This is a genomic window from Thermoanaerobacterium sp. CMT5567-10 (genome assembly GCF_030534315.2).
Lineage (GTDB): Bacteria > Bacillota > Thermoanaerobacteria > Thermoanaerobacterales > Thermoanaerobacteraceae > Thermoanaerobacterium.
This window is the reverse complement of sequence record NZ_CP130558.2, coordinates 755,001-768,396: the sequence shown is the minus strand read 5'-3', so window position 1 is coordinate 768,396 and position 13,396 is coordinate 755,001. Positions and strand designations below refer to the sequence as shown.

Sequence of the window (13,396 nt, the reverse complement as noted above, 5' to 3'; positions counted from 1 at the left end):
TTATGGGATTTATCTACAACGGCATATCGTCGCAAAGCATGAAAATCCGGGCCAGGCTAACCGGCTGGCAGGTGTCCCCTGCCCTGCGCAACTCCTTTGAAACTGTGCCGGGTAAAGCGGGTATAGCCGATTTTGGATGCGACATCTCCGAACGAACCATCACAATAAGCTGCGGAGTGCTTCCCCGGCGCAGCTTTGCCGAACTGGTGTCGGTTCTGGATAACGCGGCAGAGTGGCTGAATCCGGCAAATGGCCTCAAGCAGATTATCCTCGACGACGTGCCCGATCGCTATTTCATGGCGCGGCTCTCGGAGGCGGTGGACTGCGAGCGGCTGCTTCGGACTGCGGGAAGCTTCGAGCTTCGTTTCGTCTGCCCCGACCCGTATGCTTACGCGCTGGAGGATGAGACTTTCACGCTTTCCGCGACGGGAACGCACGTGGCGGAGAGGCTTGCGGGAAACGCCGATTCCGAGCCGGTGTATCTCTTGAAGGGCGTGATCTCCGCATCCTCTTCAAGCTATATATCTCTCATAACCAACGGCGAGGAATTGCGGATTACCGGACCATTATCTGAGGGCGAAACGCTGGTCATTGTTTCCGGCATGCTGACCGCAAAGGTGACGGACGCCGCCGGAAACACTCTGCGCAACGGCCTGCCATGTTTGCAGGAGCTGAACTTCCCGGTTCTCAGGAAGGGCGTGAACAATATAGGGATCAGCGCCGTGAACGCGACATTCACGGAACTGAAAATACAGGCGAAAAGCCGCTGGAGGTGACCGGCGCGCCGCCGGCGGCAATTCGCGCCCCAATTTTTATACATAATCCGACTAATGCGCCGCGCCTAAAATGCGCGCTGAACGGAGGTGGCTTTAGTGGCGATAAAATCAGTATTAACATCACAAACCGACTTTACCGGCGAATTTCCGGTGACGGAACGGACGTCCGCGCTGTGGCTTTTCAACGAAAGCGCGCCGGACGGCAATCTGCGGCTTCTGGATTCGTCAGGGCATGGCAGGCATTTTACCGTCTCCGGCTGGTCGGGCACTTCGGCGAGTCTGATTGCCGGAAGGTTCGGGCGATATTTCCGTCAAAACATCGTCAACCCGACCTCTGAAAAGACCTACCTTAAAGCGGCAAACGACGGCAGCTTTTTCAGCAGTCTGGGTGAAAAGATTGCGGTGGGCGGCTGGATCAACCCCACCACTTATTCGGTGGGGCAGACATATTGCCCTATCTTCAACACCCGGCAAGGACCCGGCCAGCCGATCTTCTATGTGTCATTGTATCAGGGCAGGCCGCGCATGATGCTGTATAACTCCGCTGGTTCCCTTATTCTTGATCAGAGCGAAACGCCGGGATTCTCCATGGTCAACGGCGGCTGGTACTTCATCGCGGCCGTCATTGAGGTGACGGCCAAGACCTCACAGTTTATCCTCTGCGACCGGAGCAGCGGCGCGGTCTGGATTGCACCCAAGCGCACCTTTACCGGCACGCTCAACCCGTCCTGTACGGCGAATATTGTCATGGGCATGCACGCCGATACCTATTATTTCGCGGGCGGCTTCGACGACTGGTTTCTGGAGACCGATTCGCGCCTGACCATCGACGACCTGGCGCAGCATTTTAAGAATGCGCTGCTGGCCAACGGCGCTGACAGCGCCGCAAGCGTGGACGCCTTGACGGAGCCGGGCGCGGTTGCGCTGAAAGCGTCAAACGGCGTATACCCTGCCAGCGGTGTGCTGTATACCAAGGCAGTTCCCTGCGCTTTATCAGGCAGCGGGCGTGTGGCGGTGACAAGCGAATATGCCGCAGGCATAACGTCGGTGTCTTTGGTGGAGACATGTACAAGTGATGATCTAGTAGAATGGTCGGCATGGCAGGCGGTGGGAACCAGCGGCGAGCTTCAGTCTCCAAACCGGCAATACATCCGCTTTCGGGCGACGCTGACCACCGCCGACTCGTCAAAAACGCCGAAACTGCTGGAAATCCAGCTTCACGACATCCCCAAACCGCCCTATGAAAAGCTCGGTTTTGCCCGTCCGGTGGTGCTGGATGAAAACGGCGCATGGGAAGCTGTTCTTGAAAACGCTTTTGACGTCATCGTCACCGGCGAAGTCAACGGCGCGGATACGCTGGAGTTCAAGCTCCCGTTCCACGACCCGAAAAGAAGCGCGCTGGAAAACGAAAAACAGGTGCAGATCGCAAGCGACATCTACCGAATCCGCACTCTGACCGACAACAAAAGCGAGGACAGGCGCATCATTACGCAGGTTTACGCCGAGGCGGCGTTTTACGACCTGTCCTTCAGCACGGAAAAGGAACCTGCGGACTTCAATACGGATACTGCAGATGTTCCAATGAAATATGCATTGCTGGGCACCGGCTGGTCGGTGGGAAACGTAACCGTTACCGCGAAGCGGACATGGCGGTGCACCGAGAAAAATGCTCTGTCCATCCTGCGCATGGTGCAGAACATCTACGGCGGCGACCTTGTTTTTGACAGCGCCAACCGGCTGGTGCATCTTTTGACTTTCAGCGGCACCGACAGCGGAGCGCTGTTTTCGTATAGAAAGAACCTGAAAAGCATCCAGCGGGTGGTCGATACGCGGGAACTGGTGACAAGGCTATATGCCTACGGGAAGGACGGAATGACCTTTGCTTCAATTAACGGAGGCAAGGAATATGTGGAAGATTACAGTTTCTCCAGCGAAGTGCGGATATCTACGCTTGACTGTTCCTCTTTCAGCAATCCGTATCAGATGCTGGAATATGCAAGGATGCGGCTTGCAGAATATTCGAAGTCTCGCGTTTCTTATGTACTGTCTGCAATGGATTTATCTGCGCTAACCGGTTATGAGCACGAAGCATGGAAACTGGGTGATATTGTTACAGTGGACGATAAAGAACTAGGCCTTTTGGTAAAGACTCGTGTTGTGAGAAGGCAGTATAACTTGCAGGAGCCATGGAAAACAGTGATTGAGCTTTCAACTAAACTGCGGGAACTCGGCGATTCTTCAGCACAGTGGGACAAGGCAGCGGATGCGCTGTCCTCAGCAGAGTTGATAAACCGTCAGGAAATTAAAGATATGGTACCATTCAACCATCTGCGCAATTCCAGAGCGGATGATGGTTTTGCCTACTGGGTCAATTCCGGCTTTGAAGTGGATACTGAGAATGGTGTTTCGGGAACTGCTTCCTTCAAGGCTGTTGGTGTACCTGGTATGACAAAGAGTCTGTCACAGACGGTATACCCAGCAACACGTAAAAGTTATACATTTTCAGCGCAGATTGCTTCCGAAAACCTTGAAAAGGGCGAAAACGGCCAAGTTGGTGTTGAGATAGTCATTGAATACGAGGACGGTACAACAGAAACAAGATTTATAGACCTGATTTGAGGGTGATGATATGGCATATTTCAATCAGATTGCACACAGTATTTCTCCCAAAAGTATCAGCAGAGTCAAATCTATCACCATCAGGCTGTGCGTCACTGACTGCACCGGCACAGTGTACTTTACAGACTTATTGCTTCAGGGCGGTTCGGTTTCCACTGGATGGATCGGGCATGTATGCGAAATCCGGTGGACATTGGACGGGTAATGAGCCGCTAAAATTATTTTCTGCCTAACACATGCTCCCAGTAGCATCGGAAAAGGCAGAGCCACTGAACATAAAGAATCTCTGTAGGAGTAATATTTTTATTTTGCACACCAGCCTGACGGAATGCCCTAGATAACTGCTTGCTTGTAAAAAGACTGCGGAATCCATATTTTAGTGCCTTTGAAACAAATTGTTCATAGGCAAACCACTGGTTTGCGGGTATGTCCGGTTGGCTCTTTTTCTTAAGGTGAAGAAGTACTGCATCAACGCTTGGTTTGGGATGGAAATCCTCCCTGCTGAAATAGTAAGCAATATCTAAATCGAACTTGGGCTTTATAAGCAGAGAACGCAATGATTCTGAAGGCTCACCCATAAAACGTTTGGCTGCGCCTTTTTCCATGGTAAGCCATGCTTCAGAAGGTGCGTTTTTGCATTCCGTCAATTTTCGCATAATATCCGTAGTGAAGCAAAAAGGGATATTTGAAAAAACTTTATAATCTTCATAATTAGGAAGTTTCCATTTCAAAAAGTCCTGATGATATATACGGATATTTTTGACGTCCTTGAATTTTGCTGTCAATTTATTATATAAACGGCCGTCAATTTCAATTGCCGAAACTTTCCGGCATCTTTTTATCAAGAAACCTGTTATATGACCCTTTCCCGGACCAATTTCAATAACATGATCTTTTTTGTTAAGGGTTGTTCTGCGAATAATTCTGTTGATAATTTTGTAACTTGTTAAAAAGTTTTGAGATACCCAAATGGGCGGAGTTGTCCCTTTTTTTCTATTTTGGGGCATAAAAATACACCTCTTTCGTTTTTTCGTAATCGAATTTTGGGGCATAAAAATACACCTCTTTCGTTTTTTCGTAATCGAAAAAGGTGCACAAAAACAAAGATGCTGCTATGAGCTATCTTTCTTTCTGTGCACTTTTATTTACGAATACGAAAAATACCATACATAGGTGTATACTAGCCTCCAAATATAAAATCAAATTATAGTTTAGCATTAATGCCTATGTTTGTCAAATGGTTTTGGAGGAAAAAACTATGAAGTTTTCAAGGTTTGCAGAAACCATACAATTAAAAAACAATAATCATGTGGTGAGCGTAACTGTGACACTCAAGATTTCCGACTGTAACGGAATTATCTATTTCACCGACCTGCAGCTTCAGGATGGAGATCAGCTGACAGGCTATACCGTCCACACGAGCAAGATGCTAACGAAAATGCAGGAAAACGGGCAGCCAGTTCCGCCCCGGCATTATAACGGTGTGGTGCGAACAGCGGAGACTGTAGTCTTATTCAACCTGGGCAAAACTTCTGTTGGTCTTGACTGCTATATCTATCCTATACAGGATATGGCCGCAGGAAGTATTGAAATGTCCCAAGGTATGGGCGCGCATAAGGTAAGGTTTCTTGACTCGGTTAACGCAGGCGATGAGCTGACACTCAAGGCTTCCACCCGCCAATGCCTAAAAAACGGAAGTCAGACTCCTAAGGATGGGTTTTATCAATATTCTGCGGCATGGGACAGCAAACATACAGTGAAACTGGAAGAGAGAAAATCGGCGCGGGTGCTCTTTGAATTTCAGGAGATGCAAGAAGGCGGTGACCGGTTGTGAGGGATTATTTAAAAGGTAAGCGGTGCATGGTGTGGAGTTTTATGGGAAATGCCCGAATGTATGAAGCACTTAGAGACTACGGCGACCGCTTTGATACGGTAGGCATTTTTACTTTTGAGGTTGACGCAACAGGCACAATTACTGAAACCGGTACCAGCATCAGCAGCATGCTACCGTATATTCAGAAATGGCCGCACATTAAGTGGCTGCTCACTATTATGAATCATGGAATAGCCAATATTTTTACTGCACTTCGCAACAACGAAAACGGTGCAAAGGATAAGTTTCTCACTGAAATCATCCGAATAATGAACAAGTATCCATGGTGCGCTGGGGTAGATATTGACCTTGAGCGCGGTGGAGGTTATGAAAACAAGGATGCGGCGAATGCTTTATTTAGGGATATATATAATACAGTTAAGTCTTATGATGCAACAAAGCTTGTCAACATCTGCCTTCCGGGTATGACCGGCGTTCAAGGCTCAGTGGGCGGTGAAAACTGGTGTGTTTATGCCGATCTTAACGACTATTGCGATACCGCCGCTATCATGAGCTATGGCATGGCATGGGCGGGCTCTGCTCCCGGCCCGGTATCTCCTCGTGACTGGCTTGAGGGCATATATGATTATGCTGTTTCCGTTATGTCACCCAACAAGATATTCATGGGGTTGCCTGCTTATGGCTGGAACTGGAGGATTCATGATACACCTGAAAACCTCGGAATAACCTATCGAGGAGTGTCTAATACCTACTATGCGGCAAAATACTGGATGACTGGGGTTTACAATTTCACAGGCGATGCACCGCCCCAGCCGTTTATTCCAATTGTGGCTTACTGGGATGACTATAACAAAGTACCTTGGGCTCTTCCTCATGTATATGACTATATGGAAGGATGGGATGCTGTATCTTGGGAATATCCGCTGCTAAAAGGGGTTTACAACAGGCGAAGATATTTGACAAGCTATGGCAAGGAGCAGAAAGCGGAGTTCGGAACCATTTATATTGACAGGAACGGAGTTCCGGATGAATACGAAGGAAATGTCATTATTACTGATGAGATGGCCTCACTTGGAGATGACCAGGCGTCAGCAGAGTACCGTTTTGAGATAAGAGAAGCGGGATATTACGATATTGCAGTACAGCTTTGCTTTCCTTACTGGGACAAAAATGCGATTATCGTTTCCCTTGATGGTATATCAAAGACTTTCAGCGAGAACCGTTTATGGTGGCCATACTGGAGAAGAGTTTGCTGGTTGACACTTGCAAAAGGTGTATTTCTCCAAGAGGGAACGCATGCTGTCAGCATAAGTGGTGGTGTGCCGGGAGTCCAGTTTTACGGTTTTAGGGTTTGCAGTGGATTTTCGGAGTATCCCTTTGCCGGTGAAGCCAGCTTTATGCTCTCTCCCCGTCGGTTCAAGGATGTAAATGGTGTGATGGTTGAGCCTGATCGAGGGTTTAAACTGACCTTTGAAGTGCTGCGAAGAAAACCCGACTCGGCGCTTATTTGGTATGAGGATTTTCGGGACAGGAACATCCTGCCCGAAAACTACTGGACTGTGTTGGATGGCGAATGGGATGTTTGGCAGGACCCAGACAGCACAGAAAGCCGCCCATATTCCCAGCTCGAGGGATATGGCAAACTTGCATGGAAATACGACGGGTTTTCCGATATTCATATCCGGGCAAGGCTGGCCTTCCCTCAAAATAGCAGCGGACGGGCTGGGGTGTTCCTTGGAGATATTTTCTGCTGCTTAAATTATGACACGCAAAGAGTCGAGCTTTATCAAGGTGCTTCCTTGCTTGGCAGCTACTCCGCCAGTTTCTCAAAAACTGCAGATGCCGATCTTCGTGCTAATCCGAATATGTATACTATAGAGATGCGAAAACGCGGCAATAAGGTAAGAGTATATTCAGGTGCAGCTTCAACCCTGCGTTTCACAGTGAATGTAAACGGTGGTAGTGGTTATGCAGGGTACTGCTCGGACAACCGGACGGTATGCGAGCTACTGCGGCTGGGCGATGCATGGGTATATGAACCATACGAGCGTTTTGATGTGGAACTCCCGGATGGAACTATAACCAGCTTTGGCAGGCTTGCTCGCACTGGTGTCACGTGGGATGATGAATTTCAGGTGTTTTCAGTAAATAGCGATGTGGAGGAATCGGCAACTCGCAATGAGGACATTTCGATGGACTATGACTTCTTCCACTCACAACTTTTGGCTCTTTCTTGCGGTAATGACTATGAAGTAAAGATTATACCGAAAGACATCAATATCTGGATATCCCGTCTCTTCCTCGGAGATGCGGATGGTTTTTCTATTCTGTATTATCAGGATGCAGACAGCCTTGTTTACTGGGCAAATGAAGCGGCTTATCGGTGGAAACTGCGAGGTATAGCCATCTGGTCTCTTGGGCAGGAGGATATGCGACTGTGGGAAGCGCTTCCGAAGCAAATATAGATTAGAAGTTTTAATTTTCAGCGCTTTGCTTTAAGGCAGGGCGCTTTTTTATATGCAAAATTCAAGTTGAACGGAGGGTTAAGACAATGAAAACAGTATGGAACTGGGTGCAGGCGGTTTTTACTGCTATTGGCGGATTTCTTGGCTGGTTTCTTGGAGGGCTGGATGGATTTTTATATGCGCTCATCGCTTTTGTAGCCATTGACTATGTGACCGGCGTGATGTGTGCCATTGTAGACAAAAAGCTTTCGAGTGAAGTCGGAGCCAAGGGCATCTTTAAGAAAGTGCTTATATTTGTACTTGTGGGTGTGGGACACATAATCGACAGCCAGGTTCTCGGCAACGGAGGGGCAATCCGGACAGCGGTGATTTTCTTTTACCTGAGTAACGAGGGAATTTCAATTCTTGAGAATGCAGCACATATAGGACTGCCCATTCCTAAAAAGCTGAAGAACGCATTGGAACAACTGCATGGCCACTCAAATGAGGAGGATGAAAAGAAATGAAGCTTTTTACAAAATACATGACGCGAAACGATTGCTATACAGCAGGCCGCAAAATCACGCCTAAAGGAATCATGGTACATTCGACGGCTGTGCCGGGTGTAATGGCGGCTGAGTGGTTTTCCCGTTGGAACAAATCTTACAAGGCCGGCGAAATAAATAGGCAGGTATGTGTTCACGCTTTTGTAGACGATAAAGAGGTTTGGCAATACCTGCCTTGGGATCATCGCGGGTGGCATGCAGGAGGAGCAGCCAACAATACCCATATTGGCTTTGAAATTTGTGAGCCTGCTGGGTTTTCGTATAAATCTGGGTCGGTAATGGTGGGTTATAATGCAGAAAAACAAGAAGATTATTTCCGTAAAGCGTGGCAGAATGCGGTTGAACTCTGCGTTATGCTCTGCAAGAAGTACAGCCTTAATGAAAATGACATCATCTGCCACTCCGAGGGATATAAGCTCGGTATTGCCAGCAACCATGCTGATGTGATGCACTGGTTTCCCAAGCATAGGGAGAATATGGATACCTTCCGTAAAGCAGTAAAAAAAGCGCTGGAGAACAGTACAGATACCAATACTGATATTGGAATTGGAGATATGGTGGAGTTTAAGGTCAGTGTAAAGAATTACTACCCCGGCAGTGTGGAAGTTCCAACGTGGGTCAAAAATGACTATTACCACAGGGTCACACAAACTTTATACAAAGGCAAGCCGGTCATAAAAGGCGGCAAAGAATGTGTTTTGCTTGGCAAAAAGGTTAAGAAATCCGGCGGCCAAGAGATTGCAGGCATAAACACTTGGGTAGCAAAAGAAAACCTTGTAATTGTAAACAGCATTCCTGATAACAAGGGCAATAGAACCTATACAGTGCAAAAAGGCGACACCTTATGGAGAATAGCGGAAAAAGAACTCGGCAGAGGAACAAGATATCCGGAGATTAAGAAACTCAATGGCCTGACTTCAGATACTATTTACCCCGGACAAGTTCTCAAATTGCCGGAATAACGATAAAGGACAGCCAGTCGAGGCTGTCCTAAGTTTTTATAGGAGGTGCTTTCTTGAATGATAGAGACGGCTAATCATATACCATATAACCCGCAGGAAACTAACTATACAAAGATAACGCAGGAGGAACTTCAAAGAGAGGTTGATTACTGGCGGGCATACAAAATTCTGCAGAGGATGCTTAAGGCGGGACTGATTTCAGAAGAAGAATTCAACAAAATCGACAAATTGAACCGCAAAACTTTCTCGCCGATGTATGCACAGCTTATGGCCTAATTGGCTTGCTATTAGCGGCACACAGAGGTAACATGTCACATACCCAAAGGAGGTGAAAACAGTGAGAAAGGTAACAAGGATTGATGGAAACAATGCTCTCCAAGCTTTCAAACCAAAGGTAAGAGTGGCAGCTTATTGCAGGGTTTCAACCGATAGTGATGAGCAAATGGCAAGCCTGGAAGCGCAAAAGGACCATTATGAATCCTATATAAAAGCAAATCCTGATTGGGAATTTGCAGGGATTTACTATGATGAAGGCATTTCAGGTACAAAAAAGGAGAATCGGACTGGACTTTTAAGGCTGCTTGCAGATTGTGAAAACAAGAAAATTGACTTTATTATAACCAAGTCGGTCAGCAGATTTGCCAGAAACACAACCGACTGTATTGAGATGGTGAGAAAACTTACCGATCTCGGTGTTTTCATCTATTTCGAGAAAGAGAATATAAACACGCAGCGCATGGATGGCGAATTAGTGCTGACAATTTTGAGCAGTCTTGCAGAAAACGAGTCATTATCCATTGCAGAAAATAGTAAGTGGTCTATCAGGCGCAGGTTCCAAAACGGAACATACAAAATTTCGTATCCTCCCTATGGTTACGATTATGTGGATGGAAAGCTATTTATCAATAAAGAACAGGCTGAAATCATAAAGCGGATTTTTTCCGAGGCTTTGGCTGGTAAAGGCACACAGAAAATTGCAGATGGGTTAAATTCGGATAAAATCCCAACAAAGAGAGGTTCACATTGGACAGCGACCACTATCCGCGGTATCCTTAGCAATGAAAAATATACCGGGGATGTCCTTCTGCAAAAAACATATACAGATGAGAATTTTAAGCGGCATTATAATCGTGGTGAAAAGGATCAATACATGATAAAGGATCATCATGAAGCCATTATATCCCTTGAGGAATTTGAAGCTGCCCAAGAGATATTAAGGCAAAGAGCAAAAGAAAAAGGTGTAATTAAGGGAAGCAGCAAGTATCAAAAACGTTACCCATTCTCGGGGAAAATCAAATGCGCAGAATGTGGCAGTAATTTTAAGCGTCGAATTCATGGCAGCGGTAATCATAAATACATTGCCTGGTGCTGCGCAAAGCATATAAAGGACGCATCAAGCTGTTCCATGAAGTTTGTCAGAGAGGATGCAATCCATCAGGCCTTTGTTGTAATGATCAATAAGCTTATTTTCGGTCATAAGTTCATTCTAAGGCCATTGCTGCAAAGCTTAAAGAAGACAAATTACTCAGATAACATAACAAAGATTCAGGAGATGGAAACAAAAATCAAAGAAAATACAGAGCGGGTTCAGGTAATTATGGGACTTATGGCCAAAGGATACCTGGAACCCGCTCTTTTTAATACACAGAAAAATGAGCTGCTTAAAGAAGCGGCTTTATTAAAAGAACAAAAAGAAGCCATAAAACGCACAATCGATGGGAGTCAGACTATCCTCGTTGAGGTTGAAAAGCTTCTTAAATTTGCAACGAAAGCTGAAAAACAGATTGATGCATTTGATAGTGAAATATTTGAGGATTTTACCCGCGAAATCATTGTGTTTTCACAGGAGGAAATAGGTTTCAAAATGAAATGCGGATTGAACCTGAGGGAAAGGATGGTGAGATGATGAGCCATATACCTTTTGGGTATGCCATTAAAAACGGCAAGGCTGTTGTTAACGAAAAGGAAGCGGTTAAGATAAAGGAGCTGTTTGGGGCTTATCTTTCCGGGCTTTCTTTAACTGAAGCGGCCAAAAACGCGGGTATTAAGCGCTGCCATATATCTATTGCAAGAATGCTGACAGATAAACGGTATGTTAAGGATAAATTCTATCCGCCCATTATCAGCAGGGATACATTCGAAGAAGTACAACTGGAAAGACGCAGGCGAGCTGAGGCACTTGGCAGGATTTATGAACATAAAGGAAATGAAAAGAAAATCTTAAATTTTAAGTTTCATGCTTCAATGCCAGATAATCTATACGATGATCCGTTTCAGCAGGCAGAGTATGCTTATAGTCTTATTAAGAGCGAGGTGATTTTAGATGACAACCAGGAATGTTACGGTAATTCCTGCCCGTAAGCGAATTGGGAATAGTGCAAATGCCGAGGAATTACCTAAGCTTCGGGTAGCAGCCTATTGCCGCGTATCTACGGACAGCGAGGAGCAGGCAACCAGTTATGAAGCGCAAATTGAGCACTACACAAACTACATTAAAAGCAATCCCGAATGGGAGTTAGCCGGTATATTCGCAGATGAAGGTATTACCGGCACTAACACGAAAAAGCGTGAAGAGTTTAACCGGATGATAGAAGAATGCATGCAGGGTAAAATCGATATGATAATTACGAAATCTATCAGCCGGTTTGCAAGAAATACGCTGGACTGCCTAAAGTACATAAGGCAGCTTAAAGAAAAAAATATTCCGGTTTACTTTGAAAAGGAAAATATAAACACATTGGATACCAAAGGAGAAATCCTGTTGACCATTATGGCATCTTTGGCACAGCAAGAAAGCCAATCGTTAAGCCAGAATGTAAAACTGGGGATTCAATACCGATATCAGCAAGGGAAAATCCATATCAATCACAACCGGTTTCTTGGCTATACAAAGGATACGGATGGCAACTTAGTTATCGTACCTGAAGAAGCTGAAATTGTTAAGCGTATCTACCGAGAATACCTTGAAGGTTCCAGTATGTTGCAGATAGCAAGAGGTTTGGAGGCTGACGGAATTCTGACGGGTGCAGGCAATCCCAGATGGCATACCAGTACCATCAATAAGATTTTGAGGAATGAAAAATATATCGGTGATGCGCTGCTGCAGAAAACCTATACGGTAGATTTTTTATCAAAGAAAAGGGTGGCCAATAACGGCATAGTTCCTCAATACTATGTAGAAAACAGCCATGAGCCTATAATCCCGCGTGAAATTTTTATGCAGGTTCAGGAACAGCTTGTTAAAAGAAGATGTGTGCATATAAGTAAGAATGGAAAGAAAAGAAACTATAGCAACAAGCATCCTTTATCACAGATGGTCTTTTGCGGCAACTGTCATGAAATATTCCGCAGGGTTCATTGGAATAACCGAGGAAAGAAATCAATCGTATGGAGATGCGTCAGCAGATTGGAAAACAGCGGTTTGTTTTGTACCGCTTCCACTATACTTGAAGATACGCTTAAAGAGAAAATTGTAGAGGCCATCAATGTAGCGGTCAGCGGAAAAAACTCTTTTCTGGCTATACTGAAAAAGAATATTGAAACCGTATTAAGCGAGGATTTGGATGAGAGTACAGCAGATATTGATAAAAGGCTGGAAGAACTCCAAACCGAGTTGATCCAAAAGGCAAATTCAAAGGAAGCATACGATAATATTGTCAACGAGATTTACCGCTTACGGGACTTAAGGCAAGAAACACTTTCAAGAAACGCTCTTCGCCAAGATAAGAGGGATCGGATTGCTGAAATGTCGGACTTCCTTAACACGCAAACCGGTGATATTACGGAGTTTGATGATAAACTGGTTAGAAAACTAATTGAAAAGGCAACGGTATATGATGATAGGTTAGTGGTGGAGTTCAAGTCGGGGTTGGAAATAGAAGTAAACTTATAGGATTGTAATAAGATTGCCGCCAGTAGGGGAAGAGTACTTATACTATTATAAATAACTACAGGAGACATAATTGGATTACCGATTGCGGGAGCAGAAGCAAAATGCGCTGGTTAAAAATGCAGAGCGTGAAGGAAGAAGCAGCGAATAGCTGAAATGACAGACTTCTTGAATGAACAGTCCTATGAGCTGGAGGAATATGATGAGCAACTGGTAAGGCGGCTTATTGAAAAAGTTACGGTATTTGATAATAAGCTGACCGTTGAGTTTAAGTCTGGAGTAGAGATTGATGTATTAATTTAAAAT

Annotated in this window: 12 protein-coding genes and 1 pseudogene; 12 read left to right on the top strand and 1 reads right to left on the bottom strand. The window is 45.6% G+C overall.

Annotation, left to right across the window (positions count from 1 at the left end; genetic code table 11):
* Positions 1–2 precede the first annotated feature (2 nt).
* From Q2T46_RS04045 to Q2T46_RS04035, 3 genes are all read left to right on the top strand, one after another.
* Entirely contained in the window at positions 3–776 is a 774-nt protein-coding gene (locus tag Q2T46_RS04045) for a distal tail protein Dit (protein WP_303264161.1), read from the top strand.
* 96 nt (positions 777–872) lie between these two features.
* A complete protein-coding gene (locus Q2T46_RS04040; protein ID WP_303264162.1) occupies positions 873–3,395 on the top strand; it encodes a phage tail protein in 2,523 nt (840 codons plus the stop codon).
* A gap of 10 nt (positions 3,396–3,405) precedes the next feature.
* On the top strand, positions 3,406–3,600 hold the full coding sequence (locus tag Q2T46_RS04035; protein WP_132029513.1) for a hypothetical protein: 195 nt from the start codon (positions 3,406–3,408) through the stop codon (positions 3,598–3,600).
* A gap of 13 nt (positions 3,601–3,613) precedes the next feature.
* On the opposite strand, the gene erm is transcribed toward Q2T46_RS04035, so the two are convergent.
* Entirely contained in the window at positions 3,614–4,402 is a 789-nt protein-coding gene (erm, locus tag Q2T46_RS04030; protein ID WP_058258360.1) for a 23S ribosomal RNA methyltransferase Erm, read from the bottom strand.
* A gap of 251 nt (positions 4,403–4,653) precedes the next feature.
* Here erm and Q2T46_RS04025 point away from each other — a divergent pair, with 251 nt between their 5' ends.
* The 9 genes and pseudogenes from Q2T46_RS04025 to Q2T46_RS03985 all read left to right on the top strand — a co-directional run.
* Positions 4,654–5,229 carry a hypothetical protein gene (locus tag Q2T46_RS04025; protein ID WP_303264163.1) on the top strand — a complete coding sequence of 192 codons (576 nt, stop codon included), beginning with the start codon at positions 4,654–4,656 and terminating at the stop codon, positions 5,227–5,229.
* Positions 5,226–7,694, top strand: a complete 2,469-nt coding sequence (locus Q2T46_RS04020) for a glycosyl hydrolase family 18 protein (RefSeq protein WP_303264164.1) — start codon at positions 5,226–5,228, stop codon at positions 7,692–7,694. Before Q2T46_RS04025 ends, Q2T46_RS04020 begins: the two co-directional genes overlap by 4 nt.
* A gap of 86 nt (positions 7,695–7,780) precedes the next feature.
* Positions 7,781–8,200, top strand: coding sequence for a holin family protein (locus Q2T46_RS04015; RefSeq protein ID WP_303264165.1), 420 nt, complete (start codon positions 7,781–7,783; stop codon positions 8,198–8,200).
* On the top strand, positions 8,197–9,201 hold the full coding sequence (locus tag Q2T46_RS04010) for an N-acetylmuramoyl-L-alanine amidase (RefSeq protein WP_303264166.1): 1,005 nt from the start codon (positions 8,197–8,199) through the stop codon (positions 9,199–9,201). Before Q2T46_RS04015 ends, Q2T46_RS04010 begins: the two co-directional genes overlap by 4 nt.
* 57 nt (positions 9,202–9,258) lie before the next feature.
* Positions 9,259–9,477: an SHOCT domain-containing protein gene (locus tag Q2T46_RS04005; protein WP_028306865.1), complete on the top strand. Its 219-nt coding sequence runs from the start codon at positions 9,259–9,261 to the stop codon at positions 9,475–9,477.
* Positions 9,478–9,538: 61 nt separating this feature from the next.
* The gene (locus tag Q2T46_RS04000; RefSeq protein ID WP_303264167.1) at positions 9,539–11,107 is read left to right on the top strand and encodes a recombinase family protein; all 1,569 of its coding nucleotides are present in this window, start codon (positions 9,539–9,541) and stop codon (positions 11,105–11,107) included.
* Positions 11,107–11,562, top strand: coding sequence for a recombinase (locus Q2T46_RS03995; protein WP_303265813.1), 456 nt, complete (start codon positions 11,107–11,109; stop codon positions 11,560–11,562). Before Q2T46_RS04000 ends, Q2T46_RS03995 begins: the two co-directional genes overlap by 1 nt.
* Positions 11,525–13,093 (top strand): recombinase family protein, encoded by a 1,569-nt coding sequence (locus Q2T46_RS03990; protein ID WP_303264168.1) that lies wholly within the window; start codon positions 11,525–11,527, stop codon positions 13,091–13,093. Before Q2T46_RS03995 ends, Q2T46_RS03990 begins: the two co-directional genes overlap by 38 nt.
* Positions 13,094–13,169: 76 nt before the next feature.
* A pseudogene (locus Q2T46_RS03985) lies at positions 13,170–13,393 on the top strand (recombinase family protein); the annotation flags it as partial.
* Positions 13,394–13,396: the final 3 nt, after the last annotated feature.

Coding starts and splice junctions, on each gene's coding strand:
- Q2T46_RS04045 (WP_303264161.1), top strand. CDS start 3: ATGGGATTTATCTACAACGGCATATCGTCGCAAAGCATGAAAATCCGG.
- Q2T46_RS04035 (WP_132029513.1), top strand. CDS start 3,406: ATGGCATATTTCAATCAGATTGCACACAGTATTTCTCCCAAAAGTATC.
- erm (WP_058258360.1), bottom strand. CDS start 4,402: ATGCCCCAAAATAGAAAAAAAGGGACAACTCCGCCCATTTGGGTATCT.
- Q2T46_RS04025 (WP_303264163.1), top strand. CDS start 4,654: ATGAAGTTTTCAAGGTTTGCAGAAACCATACAATTAAAAAACAATAAT.
- Q2T46_RS04015 (WP_303264165.1), top strand. CDS start 7,781: ATGAAAACAGTATGGAACTGGGTGCAGGCGGTTTTTACTGCTATTGGC.
- Q2T46_RS04010 (WP_303264166.1), top strand. CDS start 8,197: ATGAAGCTTTTTACAAAATACATGACGCGAAACGATTGCTATACAGCA.
- Q2T46_RS04005 (WP_028306865.1), top strand. CDS start 9,259: ATGATAGAGACGGCTAATCATATACCATATAACCCGCAGGAAACTAAC.
- Q2T46_RS03995 (WP_303265813.1), top strand. CDS start 11,107: ATGAGCCATATACCTTTTGGGTATGCCATTAAAAACGGCAAGGCTGTT.
- Q2T46_RS03990 (WP_303264168.1), top strand. CDS start 11,525: ATGACAACCAGGAATGTTACGGTAATTCCTGCCCGTAAGCGAATTGGG.